Consider the following 20,328-nt stretch of genomic DNA (forward strand, 5'->3'; position numbering starts at 1 on the left):
TCATTCAATATGCAAAAACTGCTGCCGTACCTTCTCTTCTTCCAAATCGATTTGGGCGAGGTGCTGGCGGATGATTTCTTCTTCGTAAGTCTCTTTTTTGTTGAACTCGCGCAGGATTTGTCTTTTGTATGCCAGTAACTCCTTGTTAATATCTTGATATCTTGCGATATACGCATGGCCGGCTTCTCCTTCTTCAAATTCCCTTACGTGATCTAAAAAACCGAGGTCGCTTTCCAGTTTCAATTTTAGTCCCCGCAGGAGTTCGTGGCTGTCGATTTCATCGGCGTATTTCTCGTTGATCAAATCCAGCGAGGCTTTCGCGAGTTTGCGGCGGATGATCACATCCTGTTCTTGCGCTGGGATTTCGTAATCGCGGTCTTCTGCCTGCATCCACCGGGCTACCGCCGGTAACGTAAGTCCTTGAAAAACCAGCGTTACCAAAATCACCACGAAGGTGATAAAAAGGATCATGTTCCGTTGAGGAAATGGCTGACCGTTGTCGAGCAGTAGTGGGATCGACAATGCCGAAGCAAGTGAAACTACCCCCCGCATACCGGCCCAACCAAAAATTATAGGCATCCTGTACCCCGGGCTACTGTCAGCGGTTTTGATAAATCGACTGATGAACACCGTGAAAATGGATGCGCCCAGCGTGCTCGCAATGCGGGTAACTATTACAACTGCGGAAATGATCAGCCCATACTTGATCGCCTCGCCGAGTGACGCTTCGCCAAAGCCCTGGATAATCACGGGCAGTTCCAGCCCGATGAGCATGAAGACGATGCCGTTCAGCACAAAGCCGACTGTCGACCATACATTTATGCCCTGAATGCGGCTCAAATGGCTCAGAATGCTGTGCTGGTTGCGGGACAGAAACAGCCCACCGGTGACGACGGCAATGACGCCTGAAAAATGGAATTCCTCCGCAGCGATATACATGGCATAAGGTGCTACGAATGTCAGGATTGTGTCGATACTCGGCGTGGTGGGGAGCCAGCGGAGGATGGCATAGAAGATGAGCGCAATGCCGAGACCGATCGCAAAACCCATTCCGATGACCAGGAAAAAGCTGCCTATCGCTTCGGTAAGGACGAAACTGCCCGAAGCGACCGCGACCAATGCGAACCGGAAGACGATCAGCGACGATGCGTCATTCAGTAAACTTTCGCCTTCGGCAATGGTAATGAGGCGCTTGGGTACTTTCACGTTCTGCAGAATAGAGGTGGTAGCTACTGCGTCGGGCGGCGAAATGATGCCGCCGAGCAAAAAGCCCAGCGCGAGCGTGAACCCGGGTATGACCGCCTGCGATACGTACGCGATCACGCACGAGGTGAGTATCACAATAATGAATGCGAACGAGCCGATCACACGCCGCCATTTCCAGAAATCCTTCCAGGACGTCTGCCAGGCTGCTTCGTAGAGCAGCGGTGGCAGGAAAATAAGAAATATCAGTTGGGGATCGATCTCTACCGACGGCAGGCCAGGGATGACGCTCAGCACAAGCCCGCCGAGAACGAGCACAATCGGGTAAGCGATTTTGATCCTTTGCGCCAGCATGACCAGAAACATGATCACTACCACCAACGAAAGGTAGAGAATAATGGATTCGTGCATAAAATTCGTTCAGAGTCGGCTTATCGGATGTACAATTTAATACCGTTGGTCGATTTTAAAACAATCTGCGGATGTATTCCTACACTGAAACCCGGCTCGCGCACAAAATCAAAGCGTTTTATAAGGGCCGCCAGTACCAGCTGCATTTCCATCAGGGCAAACTGCTGTCCGATGCAAATCCGTGGCCCGGCGCCAAATGGCAGGTAGTTGAATTTTGCCCGGTTTTTGACGGTTTCGGCCTGAAAGTTTTCCGGGTTGAATGCAGTTGGATTTTCCCAGAGATCAGGATTGCGGTGCAGCTCGAAGATCGACATGAATACGGAACTTCCCTTTGGAATACCATAACCTTCGATTTCCTGATCGACCGTGCTCTCGCGCGTCATGGTCCACGCGGGCGGGTATAGGCGAAGCCCTTCCTCTACAACTTGTCGGGTGTAGGGCATTTGAATGAGCTGCTCGAAGCCGGGAACCTTGTCGAAAATTTCGCTTTCCTTCCGGATCCTCGCCACAATCTCCGGCTGGGCCGAGAGCTCCCAAAGCAGCCAGCTGAGTCCCGTCGCCGAGGTTTCGTGACCGGCCGCAAACATGGTAATGGCCTCGTCGCGGATTTGTTCGTCGTTCATTTGCTCTCCGGTTTCTTCGTCGGTGCTGTCGAGCAGGAGTTGGAGGAGGTCGTTGGGCGTCTCGCCGGACAGGCGTCGTTTCCGGATAAAGTCGTAAACCAGGCTGTTGAAATACGCCAGGTCGGATTTGAAGCGCCGGTCCTCACCATTAATGGCCATCAGCGGCAGGCGGTAAGGCTTGCGCACACGCGTGACCAGGTACGTCTGCGTGCGGCTTACCTGCCTGTAAATCTGCTCCTTGTCTTCGGTATTCATATTCCCGAACAAGGTTTTGAGCGCGATATCGGAGGTAATGCCCATCATTTTGGCATCGATATCGACGGCCTCTTTATCCCGGAATTGTTCCAGTTCTTCGATGAATGCAGCCGCCAGTTCACCCATGGTGAGAAACAGTTCCTGCAAGCGCTCGCGGTGGAATGCGGGCTGCACGAGCCTCCTTTGCCTTAACCAGAAGTCCCCATCGCTGATCACCAGGCCGTTCCCGAGTACAGGCCTGAGCATTTTGACCGAATTTCCCTTTCTGAAATTTTTATGGTGCTGTTGCAGTACGTGCCGGAAAAAGGCAGGGTCGCGGGTAACAATGAATTCCCTGAACAACCGGATCTTGAAAGTATCCCCGCATTCGTCGAAGCCTTGTCGTAAAAAACGCAGCGGATCGCGCGCAAAGCGGATCGCGGAGAACAACGGAAACGGGCCGATCTTGAATTCGGGAATGGGACGCATAGGACAGGAAGTATTGAGAATTACCGCAAATAAACCAATCCGATGCAAAATGCAATGCGCAAAAAAAGCCGCGCTCTATTCCAGAACGCGGCCCAGGGTGTGCATAGGTATCGTTTATTTCTTCCCGGCGAACGAGCGCAGCATCCAGGTGTTCTTTTCTTTGAACTGCATGAAACGGTTGACCATATCGTTGGTACCATCGTCGCCGGCTTCTTCGGTGGCGGAAAGCAGCTCGCGTTCGAGGCTGATGAGCTTCCCGAAATCGTCAAGTATGGCGTCCACCATGTCGAGGTCCTTCATGCCGATCGTATTGATTTCCTTGATTTCAGATTCGTTGATGTAATCTATAAAACGGCTGTGCGGCGGCTTGCCCAGGGTCAATACCCGCTCTGCAATTTCGTCGATCGTTTCCTGCGCGTTGGTATACAACTCTTCGAATTTCACGTGCAAGGTAAAAAAGTTTTGCCCTTTGATATTCCAGTGGCAGCCTCTCAGTTTCTGGTAATGGATATGATAGTTGGCGAGGTAATCATTCAACAAATCCACAACGGGTTTTACATCGGTTTCGCTCAGACTGATTGCTTTGGCATCCATAGTAAACAGGGTTGAGATTGACATTGTTTCCGGTAATTCTGTCATCAAAATCATACCAACGGATCAGAAATGGCGCATTGTTGCGTTAAAAGTTGCGGATGAACGCTTGTCGGCGCCCGGATACAGGTTTCTGTTGTCGGAATGCTGCCCTCAAAGGCCGGCAGGCACGATCCTTGAAGTACTTTTTTATACCCATTAATTACATCCATTTATGTTTCTCAACAACCTAAAATCCATGAAAACGCAGGCTGTCCTAATGCTCGCACTGGCGTTTTCCGCCCCTTCTTTCGCACAGAATAAAGAAGAAGACAAAATCAACGCCGCCACAGCGGTACTCAGCGATTTCAACGGCATACAAATCCCGCCGCAACTGATTGAAGCTTCCAAAGGCATTATCATTATTCCCAGGATGATCAATGGCGGACTCATCGTCGGCGGAAAGCATGGCAAGGGCCTCGCGATGGTAAAACGCGAAGACGGCGAGTGGAGCGATCCCGTGTTTGTGACCATTACAGGCGGTAGCGTAGGCGCGCAGATCGGCGTGCAGGCGGTGGACCTGGTATTGGTTTTTAAAAGCGATAAAACGCTGATGAATATCGAAAAAGGCGACTATACGCTCGGTGGTGATGTATCGGTAGCCGCCGGGCCAGTCAGCAAAAATGCCTCTGCTACGACCGATTACAAGCTGGAAGCGGAAGTATATTCCTATTCACGTGCCAAAGGGCTCTTCGCCGGCGTGACCGTCAACGGCGCTATGCTCGATGTCGATGTCAGGGCTAATACAGGCCTTTATGGAAGTAAAGCCACTGTCAAATCTATCTTTACGGAGTCAAAGATTTCATCCAAGGCAATCGACGATCTACGCGAAAAGCTGGATGATTTCAACTAAATGCCGTTATGCCATCCACAGTCGTTGCACAGATGATCTACAACGAGGAGAAGCAGACTTTACGCATCGTATATGTCTCGGGGATGGTGTATGATTACAAAAACGTCCCCTGGGAAGTGTACCAGGCCATGAAAGCCTCGGGCTCGAAGGGGACGTTTTTGAATAAGCATATTAAGGGGAATTTTGAGTTTGAGAAGGTGGAATGAGGAATGAGTGACCGGGTCGCCGTAGCGATAAGTGATTGAGTGAATAGTCAGGTATTGTCAAGAGTTGTCAGGTATTGTTTTTAAACACAGCAATGACTATTCCTGACCACCAATGACTACGTATGACTATTTAATCATTCAATCATTTTCTTTTACTTTGCGATATTTCCAGTTGGATATATCGCTCGCATCGCGCTCATGAAAAGACTTTTTACCGCGTTAGTTTTAATACTGCCATTCAAACTTAGGGCTCAAAGTCAGTCTGACACCCTGAAAGCACGTTCGCTCGATGAGGTCGTGGTGACAGCTTCTCGGGTGATCGAAAGCATTCTTGTGTCGCCGGTGAGCGTGCAGAAAGTGAGTGCCAAAGCTACCGCTCTAGCACCTGCATTGTCGTTTTTCGATGCATTGGAAAATGTGCAGGGCGTGCATATGATCACGCCTTCGATGGGTTTCAAGGTGTTGAATGCGAGAGGGTTTTCGAATACGACCAACGTGCGTTTCGCGCAGCTGACCGATGGAATGGACGTGCAATCACCGCATATCGGTGGCGCGATCGGCAATGCACTCGGGCCTACGGACCTGGATATCGCAAGCATTGAGATACTGCCTGGTACAGCTTCCGCATTGTATGGGATGAACACCGTAAATGGCCTTGCCAATTTTTTTACCAAAAACCCATTCAATTCCGAGGGGCTGTCGATCCAGCAGAAAACGGCCGTCAATCACCTGAACGACAGCCATAGCAAAGCCAGGCCGTTTACCGAAACAACCCTTCGTTTTGCCAAAGTCATTACTCCCAAACTGGCATTTAAAATCAACGGAGCCTTCACAAAGGGCTACGACTGGATTGCCTCTGACGAGACCGAGCTGAACGGCAATGCCAACAACAGTACGCAGCTGTTCGGCGCAGACAACCCGGCGAGTGATCCCGTGAACAAATATGGTAATGAAAGCTCCAACCGCAAGACCGTTACACTCGACGGCAAGCGCTACGTAGTGAGCCGTACAGGTTACCAGGAATCCGAAGTGGTGGATTATCATTTGCACAATATCAAAGGCGACCTGGGCCTCTATTATAAAGTGGCGCCCGGCGCGATGCTGACCTACACCTATCATTTGGGCCTGCTTGATAATGTATACCAGCGCGCCAACCGGTTCCGGCTCGAAAACTACCTCGTGCAGCAACATGGAATTCAATACCAGTCGGCTTCGGTGCAGGCCAGGTTATATGTCAATTCGGAGAATACCGGCCGCTCTTACAACCTGCGTTCAATGGCCGAGAATATGGACCGCAGCTACAAATCCGACAACGAATGGTATGCCGATTTTAGCAAGGGCTTCAACAGTGCCGTCACCGGCGGAGTAGCGGTATCCGATGCAATGCGGCAAGCCCGCGTTATCGCAGATGCGGGCCGATATACGCCAGGCACGGATGCCTTCAATGCGCAGCTGCGCAAGTTACAGGACGTCAACAACTGGGATCTTGGCGCCGCATTGCGCGTGAAGGCGGATTTTGTGCACGCCGAAGCGCAGGTAAGCCTCACCGAAAAGTACCTCAAAGCCTGGAAGGACCAATACGGGCTCGATATTCTCCTCGGTGCCGACCACCGGACTTATATCATTGTGCCGGACGGCAATTATTTCGTCAACCCAGAGCCGGGAAAGGATGGCAAGAACATTACTTATGGCAAAACAGGTGGATTTGTTTCTTTGAATAAGGAATTATTTCAGAAACAAATACGCCTCGGTGTGATCCTGAGGATGGACAAGAACGACTATTTCAAAACAACATTCAATCCGCGCTTATCGGCCGTTTACAGCCCGGCGCACGACCACAATATCCGTGTTTCATTCCAGACGGGCTATCGCTTTCCGAGCATTTTCGAGGCATATAGTAATGTCAACAGCGGTGGTGTGAAGCGGGTAGGAGGGTTGCCGGTGATGTCGCAGGGCATTTTTGAGAATGCCTGGCTCGCCAATTCCATTGCCAGCTTCCAGCAGGCTGTTTTGAATGAAATCAATCAGAATGGCCTCACACAGGATGCCGCGATTGAGAAGAATAAGGGTTTGCTTAAAAAGAACCCCTACACCTACGTGAAACCCGAACACACCAGAACGTGGGAAGCGGGTTACAAAGGGCTTTTCTTCGATCGGGCATTGTTTGTGAATGCAGATTTGTACTTCAACCGGTACAGCAATTTTATAGCACAGACCAACATGAATGTACCGGTATCGACCGGTGCGGCCGCTATCCCGCACGATCTGTATGACAAGGCCCGCCAGGCGCAATACCGCATGTACACTAACTCACGCTCGATCATCAACAACTACGGTTTCAGTGTAGGGATGAATTACCAATTGGAAAAGAAATGGGTTTTCGGGCTTAACACTACGTTCGCCAAACTGAAAAATGCTGAAAACCAGGACGGCCTCGAAGACGGCTTTAACACACCGAGGTGGATATGGAACGGCTCTGTTTCCCGTACCAATTTACTCGATCGCCTCGACGCCACGGTTTCGTACAAATGGCAGTCAGGTTACTATTCGCAGACTTTCCTCGTAACCGGCAACGTCCCGTCATACAGCAGCCTCGACGCGCAGGTGACCTACCGCGTTCCCAGGCTGAAAAGCCAGGTCAAAGTGGGCGCGAGCAATTTGCTGAACAAATATTATGTCTCGTTCCTCGGCGGACCGTCGGTTGGGGGAATGTGGTACGTTACGGTTGCTTTTAATGTTGAATGACTGGATGACTGAATGAGTGAATGAGTGAATGAATAGTAAGGAATTGTCATGGGAAGTCATTATACTCTTGAAAAATCATTCATAGTCATGCGGTTTTGGGGCACCTGCCGAAATGGATTCTTTAAATAGTTGAGTAAGGTTGAATAATTGCCTCAGACAAGAAATTAATCCATTCACTCATTCACTCATTCACTCATTCAATCATTCAATCATTCAAAATTAGAATCATATGTTCCCTTTCCGCATTTCGGCCACGGCATAATCCGCCGCCCGTGCGGTGAGCGCCATGTAGGTCAGCGATGGGTTTTGTGTGGCGGTGGAAGTCATGCAAGCGCCGTCGGTGACGAACACGTTGGGGACGTGATGCATCTGGTTCCATTTGTTGAGCAGCGAGGTTTTGGCGTCCTTACCCATTCTGGCGCCGCCCATTTCGTGGTTTTCGCTACCGGGGTTACGGTGGGTATCGGAGGTTTTGATGTTTTTGAAACCGGCCTTATCGAGCATTTCGCTGAGTTCGGTGTAAAAATCTTTGACCATTTTCATGTCGTTGTCGTCAAACGACACATTCATGCGCAGCTGAGGAATACCCCAGTCGTCTTTCAGGCTGTCGTGCAGCGTCACGAAGTTGGATTCTTTGGTAACCACCTCACCCATCATTTGGGCACCGAGCGACCAGCCGCTTTCATCCGGAGCGAACAGGCTGGCTTTCAGCGATTCGCCGAGGCCTTCATTCGCATTCCCGATTTTGGAAGCTGAAAACGAGGCGGCATATCCGCGGAGGAAATCGGTTTCCTGCTTGAAAACGTTGCGGAAACGCGGAATATAGGCGCCATTTGGCCGACGTCCGTCGGTGGTGCGGTCGTGGAAGCCGTCGAAATCGGCTGTAATGCGGCCGCGGTAATTGTGAAAACCGATGAATTTGCCCAGCATCCCGCTGTCGTTGCCCAGCCCGTTAGGGAAACGGCTCGATTTGGAATTGAGTAAAATCAGGTTTGAGTTAATGGCTGAGGCATTTACGAAAATGATTTTGGCATAAAACTCGGTCATTTCCTTTGTCTGCGCATCCACCACGCGCACGCCCGTGGCGCGTTTTTTCTTTTCGTCGTAAATCACCGAATGTACCACCGAATGCGGTCTTAATGTAAGATTGCCCGTTTTCTCGGCCCAGGGCAACGTGGCTGCATTGGTACTGAAATACCCGCCGAATGGGCAACCCCGCTGGCACATATTGCGGTGCTGACATTTGGCGCGGCCTTGCTGGGTGTGGATTGGCTGCGGGTCGGTAATATGTGCTGCACGGCCGATGATCACAGGCCGCGTGCCTTTGTAGTTTTTCGCGGTTTTGTCGCTGAAATGCTTTTCCACGCAGCTCATTTCGTGCGGCGGAAGAAACTCGCCGTCAGGAAGTTGCGGCAGGCCATCCTTGTTTCCCGAAATACCCGCAAACTTCTCCACATAGCTATACCACGGCGCAATATCTTTATAGCGGATCGGCCAGTCGGTCGCAAAGCCGTCGCGCGCGGGGCCCTCGAAATCATAGTCCGACCACCGCTGCGTTTGCCGGGCCCACAGCAGCGAGCGGCCGCCTACCTGGTAGCCGCGCATCCAGCTGAACGGCTGGTCCTGCACATACGGGTGCTCATAATCCTTCACAACGAAATGCATCGCATCTTCCCGGAAAATGTAGTGCTTGCTGGCCATCGGGCTTGCCTCCCTGACTGCCAATGGCGGCAATCCGCGGTGCTCGAACTCCCAGGGCATCATATTCGTAGTAGGATAATCTACAATATGCTTCACGTCGCGTCCGCGCTCAAGCACGAGGGTTTTCAATCCTTTTTCGGTTAATTCTTTCGCCGCCCAGCCGCCGCTGATCCCGGTTCCCACAACAATCGCATCGAAAGTTTGCGCCTTTGCGGCGTCGATATTGAAATAGCTCATATTTTAATGACTGAATGACTGAATGACTGACCGGGTCGCCGGGACGATGAGCAAATGGCTTGGAAGAGTCATTTATAGTCAGGTGTTGTCAGGTATTGTTTTTAATTGGTATTGCTATTAATGACTACACCTGACCACAAATGACTATTCTTGACTACACCTGACCATACCTGACTACAAATGACAACTCTTGACCACACCTAACTATTCGCTCATTCCTTTCCGAAATAGCCCCGGAAGTAATTTATTGTGCAGCAGCAATCGCCAGGTGCCCCAGTCGTGCGCGCCTTCGCCGCCGATGAAATAATCGTGTTTGACACCCACTTTATCCAAAGCTGCATGCGTGGCTGCCGATCTTTTCCCTACAAAGTCCAGCTCTCCGCTCCCGAGCCCCACCAGCAGGTAGTCGACCTTGTCTTTGATTTTAGGATCGCTGAAAAATGCGGGATTCAACTGCTCAGGTTCCAGGTCGCCCGCGCTCAATATCCCGAAAGAACTGAACAAATCTATCGCATTGAAACCCACGGCTTCGGTATGTCTGCCACCCATCGAAAGTCCGGAAATAGCACGCCCTTTCCGGTGTTTCACAGTGCTGTAATGCGTATCTACGAAAGGTACAATCTGTTTGCGCAGTTCTTCTTCAAACAACTTGTAGGTCTTTTCGAGGTGTTTGGGATCGTTGCGGTGAATGACCTGGTTGTTGGGCATCGCGATGATCATCGGCACGATTTTTCCCTCCGCCAGCAGGTTATCCGCAATCAGATTGGCCCGCCCGTCGAGCATCCAGCCGGAAGCCAGCTCGCCGCTGCCACCCAGCAGGTACAGAACCGGGTATTTTTTCTTAGAATCATAGCCAGGCGGGGTGTACACAAACATTTCCCGTTCGCCGTTCAGGACGTCGGAATGATAAATGTGCCTGGTAGTGCTGCCGTGCGGCACCGGGCGTGCGTCGTAATAAGCGGGCCCGCTCCCGTGTACGACGAGGTTGCTGTACCCGGGCTGGTTCGAAGCGCCCGTAAGCGTATTGTTAGGATCGGCCACTGCCACGCCGTCGATCAGGAAGCGGTACACGTAGATATTCGGGGTTACCGGGCCCACGGTCAGCGTCCACAGCCCCTCGTTGTCTTTTGTGAAAGGGATATTGGCTTTGCTTTTCAAGGCCAGAAGAATCGGCCCGCCCGTCAGTTCTACTTTCTGCGCATCGGGCGCTTTAAGCCGGAATGTTACAGTATGATTATCTTTCACCTCCGGGGAAATGACATTTCCGCCGTAAGGCACCAGCTGCTCGGTGTTTTTCTGCGGCGCCCAGTCGAGGTTGACGTTCGCTTGCTGGGCTGTTGCAAGCAGCGGAGCAGTCAGCAGGGAAGAAATAATGAGGTATTGCTTCAAGGGTTTCATCTGGAGTTGCATTTCGAAAGAAAGACGAGGAAATGGGTTGGATACTCTACTCTGGAGGAAGTGATTTGCCGATTGTATATCCAAAGGCACCAGTTGAGAATCGTATAGAGAGGAACGGTTGAGTTGGGTTTAATATGCCTTAGAAATAGGTTTATTCATCCTCCAAACTTAATACTCATGAAAAAGTTTTTATTTCTCTCTCTGTTGGTGAACTGGTTTAATGTATTGGCGCAAGATGAGCGGCGGATCCTGAATGGTCAGGAGTATCCGATCTGGTACAGCAGGACTAAGGTGTTGGTCAAAAGATAATGTGACTGTGGAGTTTGCTAATACGGCATTGCCGGCCGCCATGCCGTCTAAAGTTGAACTGTTTTCAGAGAAGTCTATCGCGCCTGTCCGCTCAGTTGTGATCAAGGAAATCTATGATAAGCGAGGTTTTCGAGAAGGAAACAAACTTGACCTTAACGTATCAGACCTGCCTCGCGGTACCTATTATTTACATGCGACGAAATCGGAAAACTTAAATGAGAAGGTAATGAAGTCGAAATTAATCCTTGAATAACCGACGAATGGCTGTGAAACTAACACTATTACTTTCGACGCTGTCAATTTCCTCACTTTTGCTGCCGGTTGTGGGCAAAGCACAGGTTGTCAAGAACTGGAATCTTGGTGTTTCCGGATCGACGGGGAGAAGCTTTTACAATAGAAAATACTACGATCAGCCAGAGGTTCCACCGGGAAGAATAGCGCAACTAAAATCCAATTATTTATGGGGAGGAACTATATGGGCAGAAAAATATTTGAACCGTCACGTCGCCGCAATTGGAGAACTTCGCTATACTGAAGTAGATGTCCCCAATAACATGCTCTGCGAGTGCAGCTACACGGGAGCTGTAATTTTGCAGGACGAGAAACATTATTGGGGCTCTGTGGGAGTGGGGCTGAGATATTATTTAAATCCAAAGTCGCCGGTCTCTTTTTTCTTCGATACAAAGGCAGATGCCGACTGGCTGATCCTCGCGAAAGAAAAAATCAATGATAAAACGTACCATCATTGGAACGCAATGGGATATTCACATTTGGCGCCGAGTCTGTCGTTCGCTTTTGGTTCCAAATGGAAACGGTTGGCCCTAAGTTTCGGAGTATACAGCAATGTGACCCGTACTATGGTTCGGAATCCAGGTGTTCATAACCGGGTGCACTACGCAATGAAAACCGGCATAATGTCCAAAGGTTTCTTTGGAAAAGTCGCCATTACGGCATTTAGATTACGCTAACAAACCGAAAGATGAAATTTGATTAGTACTTCCGATAGCGATTTTTGTCCCATGTTGTTTGTGTTCGCCTGCGGGCGATCAGCATAAGCGAGGCATGGATTTAGGCATATTTGCATCTACCGGCAGGAATTTCTACGACAAAAATACTATGATCAACTGCAGTTAGCACCGGGGTGGGAGACAAATTTCAAGACGAACTATTTATGGTCGCAGGAGTGTGGGCGGGGAGCTATCTAAGCCCACATTTCTCGGCTCTAACTGGGTTTCGGTTCACGGAGGAAGACGTGCCCGAAAATATGCTTTGTCAATGCAATACTGTTTTGGAAGTCCAGGGCACGGATGAAAAGCATCTTTGGACTACGGTCGACGCTGGATTGAGATATTACATTAAGTCCGTTTCCAAATTATTGTTTTTCGTGGACGGTAGGGCTGAAATAGATTGGCTGATTGCCGCGCGGACAAAAAGATATTTTATGGACGAGGATTTGACCCGGACGTACATGAATTGGAATGCGTTTGGTTACAAACGCTTTATTCCCGGAGTTTCACTTTCATTAGGCGTAAAAATCGATCGGTTGATGTTGAGCATTGGCGGAATGACTAGCCTAGGCAGATCTATGATACGCAATCCAGGAACCTACAATCAAGTTGGCCATCCAATTAAAACCGGCTTTTTCGGCAAAGGATTTTTTGTAAAAACCTCATTCACATTAATCAAACCCAAATAACCTCTTAGTCAGACCACCGGAAAACCAGCAAGGCTACCTCGGTATGGCAGTCGGCGTAATTTGAAAACAATGCCTCACGCCAGAATATCCTTCACCAGTTTCCCGTGAACATCGGTCAACCGGAACCGCCTGCCCTGGAATTTGTAGGTGAGCCGTTCGTGATCGACGCCCATTAAATGCAGTAGGGTAGCGTGGAAGTCGTGGACGTGTACAGGATCTTTGATGATATTGTAGCTGAAATCGTCAGTTTCTCCGTAACTGATCCCGGATTTGACGCCGGCACCGGCCATCCACATCGTGAAGCAGCGCGGGTGATGATCACGGCCATAATCCGTGGCGCTGAGCTTGCCTTGCGAATAAACGGTCCTGCCGAATTCCCCGCCCCAGATCACAAGGGTGTCGTCGAGCAGGCCGCGGCGTTTCAAATCCATGATCAATGCGCCGGTGGCCTGGTCGGTGGCTTGGCATTGCTGGGCAATAGCCTTCGGCAGGCCGCCATGCTGGTCCCAGCCCTGGTGGTACAGCTGCACGAATTTGACGTCTTTTTCGAGCAACTTGCGGGCCAGCAGGCAGTTGGCCGCGTAGGTGCCCGGGTCGCGGCTGTCGGGGCCGTAGAGTTCAAAAACATCATCGGGCTCGGCGGAAGTATCCATTACATCGGGCACGGAAGTTTGCATGCGGAAGGCCATTTCATACTGCGCAATGCGGTTATTGATCTCCGGGTCGCCGTATGCGTCGTTTTGAAGCTGATTCAGTTTGGAAAGGTAATCGAGCATTTCCTTCCGGTCATGGCCGTCGTAACCTTCCGGGTTGTTCAGGAAAAGTACCGGATCCTTGCCCGAACGGAACTGCACGCCCTGGTGCCGCGATTCGAGAAAGCCATTTCCCCACAAGCGTGCGTAAAGCGGCTGGTCTTTCGGGGCATTCTTGGAAACCAGTACAATGAAAGTGGGCAGGTTGTTGTTGTCGGTACCGAGCCCGTAACTCACCCAAGAGCCGATCGAAGGCCTGCCCGGAAGCTGGTTGCCCGTCTGAAAAAAGGTAATGGCCGGGTCGTGGTTGATGGCCTCCGAATAAATGGATTTCACAATGCAGAGGTCATCGACCACCTTGGCTGTATAAGGCAGCAGCTCGCTTACCCAGGTTTTGGTTTTGCCATGCTGGTTGAAACCGTAAATAGACGGAGCCATGGGCAATACGCTCTGGCTGGCGCTCATTCCCGTAAGCCGCTGGCCTTTCCGGACAGAATCGGGCAGGTTTTGGCCTGCCATCTGGATCAGTTTGGGTTTATAATCAAATGTTTCGAACTGGGATGGTCCGCCGGCCATGAACAAATACACCACCCGCTTAGCTTTCGGGGCGATGTGGGGTAATGCTTTGAGTATTTCGGATTCCAGGTCGCCCGAAGGTGCCGCTGCTTGCCGCGATGCGGAACCATACAGCCTGTCGAGCCCGAAAAGTGACCCCACGGCCATGGCACCCAATCCGAGGGACGTCTGGGTGAGGAAGCGGCGGCGGTCCAGTTTCCGGTGCAGCTCGTTGAACTCGGGCGTATGCAGGCGGAACTCTTCTTCGTGATGGTGCTGCATGGTTATCGTTTGGTTAAGGCGGCGTCTGAATTGAGTATGGTGCTCGCTACCACGCTGTTGGCGGCAAGCAATGCGGGATCGAGCGTTTGATCGGCCGTATACTGGCCGGTATGCAGCCAGCCCTCAGCCTTTTTGGGATCTTTCCGGAACTTGTCTTCCTCCACTTTCCGCAATGCCAGCAGGAGGTCTACCTCCTTCACAGGCGGTTTGCGGCCAGTGAGCTTGCGGTAGGCGGCGGTAATAGACTGCCGCGCGTCGGGAATGCGGGTCATTTGCTCACCCATTACACGCATGGCTTCCACGAACGTCGGGTCGTTGAGCGTTACCAGGGCTTGCAGTGGCGTATTTGTTTTTTGCCTGCGCACGACGCAGAAGCTTCGCGAAGTAGCGTCAAACGTTGCCAGCGTTGGGTTTGGTACCGAGCGCTTCACGATCACGTACAGGCTCCGGCGGTACACCGCATTGCCCGAATCGGGCGTGTAAGTAGTGTTGTTGATCGACCATAACCCTTCTGGTTGGTAGGGTTTTACACTCGCGCCGCCAATTTTAGTATTCATCAGTCCGCTTGCCATCAATGCATTGTCGCGGATCATTTCAGCTGACATTCGATTGGCGGGCCCCCGTGCGTACAAGCGGTTTTCAGGGTCACGCTCGCGTATATCCCTGCTCGTGCGGGAGTCCTGGCGGTAGGTCGCCGACATGACGATCAATTTATTCAGTTTCTTTACATCCCAACCCGATTCGCGGAAGGTCACCGCCAGCCAGTCGAGCAGTTCCGGATGGGTAGGAAGCTCGCCCTGGTTACCGAAGTCCTCGGTCGTTTTGACCAGCCCGGTACCGAAGAAATTCTGCCAATAGCGGTTCACGGCCACGCGTGCGGTCAGCGGGTTATCCGGGTGCGTGAGCCATTGCGCAAGCCCGTAGCGGTTTTTGGGCAGGTTTTTTGGGAATTCCAAAATCGAAGCCGGTGTCGATGGGAACACTTTTTCGCCCAATGCGTCATAATTCCCGCGGAGCAGGATGTGCGCTTGTTTGGGTTTGGGCATTTCCTGCATGACCATCAGTTCACGGATCTGTTCGGTAGAGTCCGAGAGCTGCGTGCGGGCATCGCGCAAGGCTGTGCGCGCCACCGCCGTCGTAGGATCGACCGCGGAAATGTAATAGCTTTTCAATGCACCGGATTCTGCCGAGGTTAGTTGTGCGGCACTTTTGGCGCCCACGGTTGACCAGGATGATTTACGGGCGAGTATGGCCGTTTCAAATGGCGTTAATTCGCGGTTATAGACGGTAATGTCATCCACCTGGGCATTTTTTAACCCAAAACCCCGCCACCACGCGCCGATCTGCAAACCGGGCTGAACGGAAGATTTAAACAGGATATCCTTGGTCAGCTGGTCCATCGTAGTCTCCATTGCGGCTTCCTGCCCGTTTAGATACAACTTGAATCCGGCGGCTTTGGAGGAGCCATCGTAGGTGACTGTGAGCTGTACCCATTGTTGTTTCGGAATGGGCTGCTTGCTGACCCTCGTGAGCGCGTCCGACGGGGCCGTATGCGCCATATTCAGTTCGAGGTGGTCGTTTTTAAGATATAAATGATAGCCCCGAAAATTGTAGAGTCGTTCCGCCTGACTTTTGTGCAGAATCACGCCTTCATGCAGTTCTTTGGGGATGTTTACCCAGATCCCCACGCTGAATGGCTCCGATTTACGGAACACGCCGTTCTGGCCAAGGTCGAGGTACACATCGCCATCGAGCCGGAGTGACTTGCCATCGGACTTCGCTACAAATTCCGGATCGCCGCCCGGAGAGCCTGCCTCCCGTTTCATCACGCCTGTTTCTCTGGTGTTCACCGCGTTGCGAAGTGAGCCGTTCTCAAAGGTATAGTAAGCCTGTAAACCGGCCTTTGGCAGTGGCTCTTTGGTCAGGTTCCGGTATTTACCGTCATTCATCCATTGTTTAAAACCGGTTTCTGCATTACGCTGGGCGGCTGCAAGCTGCTGCTCTTCGGTGTTGATCCTGGTTTGGATAAACCGGAGCATTCGCTCTTGTGCTGCGGTCGGCAACAGCATGGTAGGGGTGGGTAATGCATCGTCCCAGGAGATTTGTCCGGCTTCTTTTACATTATTAAAGAAGCTGAACAGCTCGTAATAGTTTTTCTGGGAAATGGGGTCGTATTTATGATCGTGGCATTTGGCGCAGCCTATCGACAGGCCGAGGAACGCATCACCGAAAGTGTTGGTACGGTCCACCACGTATTCCGTCTGGAATTCTTCCTCGATAATGCCGCCTTCCATGTTCTGCTGGTGATTGCGGTTGAAAGCGGTGGCGATGCGCATGTCCTTCGTCGGGTTGGGCATGAGATCGCCGGCGAGTTGCCAGTGGATGAATTGGTCGTAATGCATGTTTTTGTTGAATGCACTGATCACCCAGTCGCGGTACGGCGACATATCCCTTAGCCTGTCAACTGTATAACCATGCGAATCGGCGAAACGGGCGAGATCGAGCCAGTCAACGGCCATTTTTTCGCCATAATGCGGCGAGGCCAGCAGCCGGTCGACTTGTTTTTCGTAGGCATTCGCCGAATTGTCTTTTAAAAACGCATCCGTTTCTGCCAGCGTCGGCGGAAGGCCGGTGAGGTCCAGCGAAACGCGGCGGAGCAATATTTCTTTTTCAGCCTGCGCCGAAGGTTGCAATTTTTCCTCTTCCAGTTTTTGGAACACAAAGTGGTCGATCGGGTTAACTGCCCGGTTATCATGCCGTGTTTCGGGCACATCCGGCTTTTCGGGCTTTACGAATGCCCAATGCGGCTTGTATCCGGCACCTTCGTCTATCCACCGGATCAAAATGGCCTTCTCACGTGCAGAGAGGCTCAGGTGCGACTCGGGCGTGGGCATGACGTAATCCGGATCGGAGGACATGATGCGATGGAAAAATTCGCTATCGGCCAGATCGCCGGGATCGATGGCGGTAAGTCCGGAGTTTTTGGAGACTTTATGAAATGCGGATTCGGGCATGTCGAGCCGTAGCCCGCCTTTCTGCTTCGCCTTATCAGGTCCGTGGCAGGCAAAACATTTGTCGGAAAGTACGGGCTTTACATGTTGGTTGTAATCCAGCTTATCGGGCAGCGCTTTCATCGCAACCTCTACATCCTCGGGCAGTTCGGGGGTACACGAAAAGAAATGCCCGGTTAGCAACATCCACAGAGTGAAAAACTTAATATGCCTCATATCAAATGATACCCTTTAAAACTCTTCCCGGCTTCCTGGTTAAAAGATAGCAAAAGCCGCCGGCTGTACCGTTATACGCTTTTTTGTCGATGTTTTGTTCAGTGATGGAGCCGCGCAGGCTTTGCGGTACTGAAAAGCCGCCTTGCTAGCGTGAAGAGTTATTGATTTTGTGTAAAAATACAATGGGTAAGTTCAAAAATATGATCGCGGATTGATGTAAAATGATACTCCGTTTGCATAGCCTGTGAGGCAGGTCTGGATGATTTGGCCGGGATGGCTGCGAGGAAAGAGAGAAGAGGAAAGAAGAGGAACGTCGGGGGTTGAGTGTTGGGGAGTCAACGGGCTATTGCTCTGTAATCGCCGCCGGGTCGCTGTTTCGGATGGACACGCGAATGTCCTCGATCTGGTGGTGATTAAGCCAGCGCCGGAAGTCCAGTGCGTGTTCGGGCTGGTGGTGGATGATCGCCCCGTTGGTCAGCATCAATGTGAACGTGCTGTACGCCTGCAGAAACTTGCAGACCTCCGTGGAGTGATATTCGAATCCTGCAAAGTAAGGTTTAGTGTAAGACATAGGCCGATTTAATTAACTTCTGGTTGCCTAAATTTAAATACATCGCCTATCGGTCGAAGAATTTATTGAGCAATGTTTCGGAATTACTTATTTAACGGCTCTACAAGTTATTGTATGGAGAAAAGCCTTTACGGAATATGCATATTGTAGACTTTCACAGCAATACTTGTACAGCGGAGGGGCCATTGTAAAATTATCGCGGCACAGCTCTTTTCATGGCTGGCATTATTTCTATATTTGGGTGCTCAGGGTTCGGAAACCGGGTCCGTATTAAATTCAATTTTTAACCTAAAATACATCAACAACATGCGTTGGCAGGATTTACGCAGAAGCAGCAACGTGGAAGACCGCCGTGGAATGTCCGGCGGGGGCAAAGTTGCATTGGGTGGCATAGGGGTAATCATCGTGGTCGCTATCGGGCTGCTTACCGGTCAGGACCCGCAGGAAATACTTTCAAACATTCAAGGCGCACAAACCGAACAAGCCGAAACCCGGCAGCCAGGGCCACGCCCGGACGACAAGACGGCGGATTTTGTATCGGCTGTGTTGGGAAGTACCGAAGATGTATGGACGCAGATTTACGCACAGAACAATGCCGAATATGAAAAACCGGTGTTGCAGATGTTCTCAAATGCTACGCAAAGTGCCTGCGGCGGGGCATCATCGGCCATGGGACCATTCTATTGCCCGGCTGATCATAAGGTTTACATTGATCTTACTTTTTGCGATGAGCTGCGCGACCGGTTCAACGCGCCCGGCGAATTCGCGGTGGCGTACGTGGTGGCGCATGAGGTAGGGCATCATGTGCAGAACCTGATGGGCATTTCGCAGCAAGTGCAGGAGCAGCGGAGAAGGCTGAGCGAGGCCGATTACAATAAGCTGTCCGTTAAATTGGAATTACAGGCCGATTTCCTCGCGGGTGTGTGGGCTAACCACGCCAATCAGATGGATAAAATCCTCGAACCTGGTGATTTGGAATCCGCGCTCACCGCCGCGAACGCTATCGGCGACGACAAGCTTCAAAAAGAATCGCAGGGCTACGTGGTGCCGGACGCCTTCACGCACGGTACCTCGCAGCAACGGATGTATTGGTTCAAGAAAGGCTTCGAAACCGGCGACCTCGCTCAGGGGCGTTTCCAGGACATCCGGTAAACATGAGCTGTTAGTCACTATTTTCGTCCTTAATACCTTTCAACAATGCATAAATGGCCATCGCGTGTCCCTGGCCGAGGTCATAATCCATTTTGAGCCATTGAACAATGTCGCCAGCCTTCGTGCTGGCTTTTATTTGTCCGTTGGCGGTGAAGCCTTTTTCCTCAGCAAGTTTCCGGAAATCATCGGGGCCTTTGCCGGTTTTGGCGAGAATGGTTTTGAGGTATCCCTGGAATGACATATGGTTTTCGGTTGGTTTTAGCAATTATAAGCACAAAATATACGGTATATTGATTCACAGCAAAGGTTTGTTTGGTTTAGGTATTGTTGTAGTTTAATATGCAGGGATTTTCACGCTCCCTATTAAATGCTCTATCAGAATATTCTTCTCATCGATGATGACGAAGATGATCAGGAAATCTTTCTGGCGCGCTTGAAAGTACCCGAAAACCGGTTCGCTGCACTGTCCTGGACAGCGCCAGGGAGGCTTTAAACGGATTCACGGTGGTGAACTCAATGCCGATCTTATTTTCCTAGATCTCAACATGCCCCTTATGAACAGGCAGCAATTTTTGACGGAAATTAAAAGGGATGAAAACTCCGCGAAATTCCGATCGTGATTCTGTCCACCTCCTGCTTTTATAATGATGCATTCCGCCCGAGCCTGGGCGCCGAAGGTAAACATCCGCGCCTGGAACGAAAGGGAAGGAAGTATGCCCGAAATCTGGGACTTTATTGGAAGGGGTTAAAACGAACGGTGAGCCTGCCTTTCTAAGTGAGCATCCCTGTTTCGCGCCTACCACTATTTGCAGGTCAGCGACAATGGCATGGGCTTCGAGCAGGTTTATGCCGAGCAGATTTTTGAAATTTTTCCAGCGCCTGCATGGCAAGAAGGATTTTGAAGGGACGGGTATCGGGCTGGCTATGTGCAAAAAGATCCTTCAAAACCACCACGGACATATTTACGCCACTTCGACGGAGGGCCACGGGCTCACTTTCCATATTTTAATACCTGAAAACCAGTCTTGTTTTGCTGATTCGTCGACACTTTGAC

Annotated in this window: 17 protein-coding genes; 8 read left to right on the top strand and 9 right to left on the bottom strand. The window is 51.0% G+C overall.

The window, feature by feature from the left end; all coding sequences use genetic code 11:
• The 3 genes from ACQ4MZ_RS15205 to ACQ4MZ_RS15215 form a co-directional block, all read right to left on the bottom strand.
• Positions 1 to 1,614, bottom strand: coding sequence for a Na+/H+ antiporter (locus ACQ4MZ_RS15205; protein ID WP_430845925.1), 1,614 nt, complete (start codon positions 1,612 to 1,614; stop codon positions 1 to 3).
• Between the two features lie 20 nt (positions 1,615 to 1,634).
• Positions 1,635 to 2,960 (bottom strand): cytochrome P450, encoded by a 1,326-nt coding sequence (locus tag ACQ4MZ_RS15210; RefSeq protein WP_430845926.1) that lies wholly within the window; start codon positions 2,958 to 2,960, stop codon positions 1,635 to 1,637.
• Positions 2,961 to 3,074: 114 nt separating this feature from the next.
• A complete protein-coding gene (locus ACQ4MZ_RS15215; protein WP_430845927.1) occupies positions 3,075 to 3,554 on the bottom strand; it encodes a Dps family protein in 480 nt (159 codons plus the stop codon).
• A gap of 235 nt (positions 3,555 to 3,789) precedes the next feature.
• Here ACQ4MZ_RS15215 and ACQ4MZ_RS15220 point away from each other — a divergent pair, with 235 nt between their 5' ends.
• The 3 genes from ACQ4MZ_RS15220 to ACQ4MZ_RS15230 all read left to right on the top strand — a co-directional run bounded on the left by ACQ4MZ_RS15220 (position 3,790) and on the right by ACQ4MZ_RS15230 (position 7,394).
• On the top strand, positions 3,790 to 4,443 hold the full coding sequence (locus ACQ4MZ_RS15220) for a lipid-binding SYLF domain-containing protein (RefSeq protein ID WP_430845928.1): 654 nt from the start codon (positions 3,790 to 3,792) through the stop codon (positions 4,441 to 4,443).
• 8 nt (positions 4,444 to 4,451) lie between these two features.
• Entirely contained in the window at positions 4,452 to 4,649 is a 198-nt protein-coding gene (locus tag ACQ4MZ_RS15225) for a KTSC domain-containing protein (protein ID WP_106595227.1), read from the top strand.
• A 198-nt stretch (positions 4,650 to 4,847) separates the two neighbouring features.
• The gene (locus ACQ4MZ_RS15230) at positions 4,848 to 7,394 is read left to right on the top strand and encodes a TonB-dependent receptor (protein ID WP_430845930.1); all 2,547 of its coding nucleotides are present in this window, start codon (positions 4,848 to 4,850) and stop codon (positions 7,392 to 7,394) included.
• Positions 7,395 to 7,619: 225 nt separating this feature from the next.
• Here ACQ4MZ_RS15230 and ACQ4MZ_RS15235 read toward each other — a convergent pair whose 3' ends face one another.
• Positions 7,620 to 9,332 carry a GMC oxidoreductase gene (locus tag ACQ4MZ_RS15235; RefSeq protein ID WP_430845931.1) on the bottom strand — a complete coding sequence of 571 codons (1,713 nt, stop codon included), beginning with the start codon at positions 9,330 to 9,332 and terminating at the stop codon, positions 7,620 to 7,622.
• A 204-nt stretch (positions 9,333 to 9,536) separates the two neighbouring features.
• On the bottom strand, positions 9,537 to 10,730 hold the full coding sequence (locus ACQ4MZ_RS15240) for an alpha/beta hydrolase (protein ID WP_430845932.1): 1,194 nt from the start codon (positions 10,728 to 10,730) through the stop codon (positions 9,537 to 9,539).
• A 177-nt stretch (positions 10,731 to 10,907) separates the two neighbouring features.
• Here ACQ4MZ_RS15240 and ACQ4MZ_RS15245 point away from each other — a divergent pair, with 177 nt between their 5' ends.
• From ACQ4MZ_RS15245 to ACQ4MZ_RS15255, 3 genes are all read left to right on the top strand, one after another.
• Positions 10,908 to 11,039: a hypothetical protein gene (locus tag ACQ4MZ_RS15245; protein WP_430845933.1), complete on the top strand. Its 132-nt coding sequence runs from the start codon at positions 10,908 to 10,910 to the stop codon at positions 11,037 to 11,039.
• A 266-nt stretch (positions 11,040 to 11,305) separates the two neighbouring features.
• Complete coding sequence (locus ACQ4MZ_RS15250; protein WP_430845934.1) at positions 11,306 to 12,007, top strand: hypothetical protein; 702 nt, start codon at positions 11,306 to 11,308, stop codon at positions 12,005 to 12,007.
• A gap of 320 nt (positions 12,008 to 12,327) precedes the next feature.
• Positions 12,328 to 12,735, top strand: coding sequence for a hypothetical protein (locus tag ACQ4MZ_RS15255; protein ID WP_430845935.1), 408 nt, complete (start codon positions 12,328 to 12,330; stop codon positions 12,733 to 12,735).
• Between the two features lie 74 nt (positions 12,736 to 12,809).
• On the opposite strand, the gene ACQ4MZ_RS15260 is transcribed toward ACQ4MZ_RS15255, so the two are convergent.
• From ACQ4MZ_RS15260 to ACQ4MZ_RS15270, 3 genes are all read right to left on the bottom strand, one after another.
• Positions 12,810 to 14,324: a DUF1501 domain-containing protein gene (locus tag ACQ4MZ_RS15260; RefSeq protein ID WP_430845936.1), complete on the bottom strand. Its 1,515-nt coding sequence runs from the start codon at positions 14,322 to 14,324 to the stop codon at positions 12,810 to 12,812.
• Positions 14,325 to 14,326: 2 nt separating this feature from the next.
• The gene (locus ACQ4MZ_RS15265; protein WP_430845937.1) at positions 14,327 to 17,551 is read right to left on the bottom strand and encodes a DUF1553 domain-containing protein; all 3,225 of its coding nucleotides are present in this window, start codon (positions 17,549 to 17,551) and stop codon (positions 14,327 to 14,329) included.
• A gap of 343 nt (positions 17,552 to 17,894) precedes the next feature.
• On the bottom strand, positions 17,895 to 18,122 hold the full coding sequence (locus ACQ4MZ_RS15270; RefSeq protein WP_430845938.1) for a hypothetical protein: 228 nt from the start codon (positions 18,120 to 18,122) through the stop codon (positions 17,895 to 17,897).
• Between the two features lie 306 nt (positions 18,123 to 18,428).
• Here ACQ4MZ_RS15270 and ypfJ point away from each other — a divergent pair, with 306 nt between their 5' ends.
• Positions 18,429 to 19,274, top strand: a complete 846-nt coding sequence (ypfJ, locus tag ACQ4MZ_RS15275) for a KPN_02809 family neutral zinc metallopeptidase (protein WP_430845939.1) — start codon at positions 18,429 to 18,431, stop codon at positions 19,272 to 19,274.
• Between the two features lie 10 nt (positions 19,275 to 19,284).
• Here the strand turns inward: ypfJ and ACQ4MZ_RS15280 are convergent, their stop codons facing one another.
• Complete coding sequence (locus ACQ4MZ_RS15280; RefSeq protein ID WP_430845940.1) at positions 19,285 to 19,515, bottom strand: DUF4287 domain-containing protein; 231 nt, start codon at positions 19,513 to 19,515, stop codon at positions 19,285 to 19,287.
• A gap of 620 nt (positions 19,516 to 20,135) precedes the next feature.
• On the opposite strand from ACQ4MZ_RS15280, the gene ACQ4MZ_RS15285 reads away from it, so the two are divergent.
• The gene (locus ACQ4MZ_RS15285) at positions 20,136 to 20,327 is read left to right on the top strand and encodes an ATP-binding protein (RefSeq protein ID WP_430845941.1); all 192 of its coding nucleotides are present in this window, start codon (positions 20,136 to 20,138) and stop codon (positions 20,325 to 20,327) included.
• The last annotated feature ends 1 nt before the right edge of the window (position 20,328 follow it).

It is taken from the genome of Dyadobacter sp. BHUBP1 (assembly GCF_050587785.1).
In the GTDB taxonomy this organism is placed as follows: Bacteria; Bacteroidota; Bacteroidia; order Cytophagales; family Spirosomataceae; genus Dyadobacter.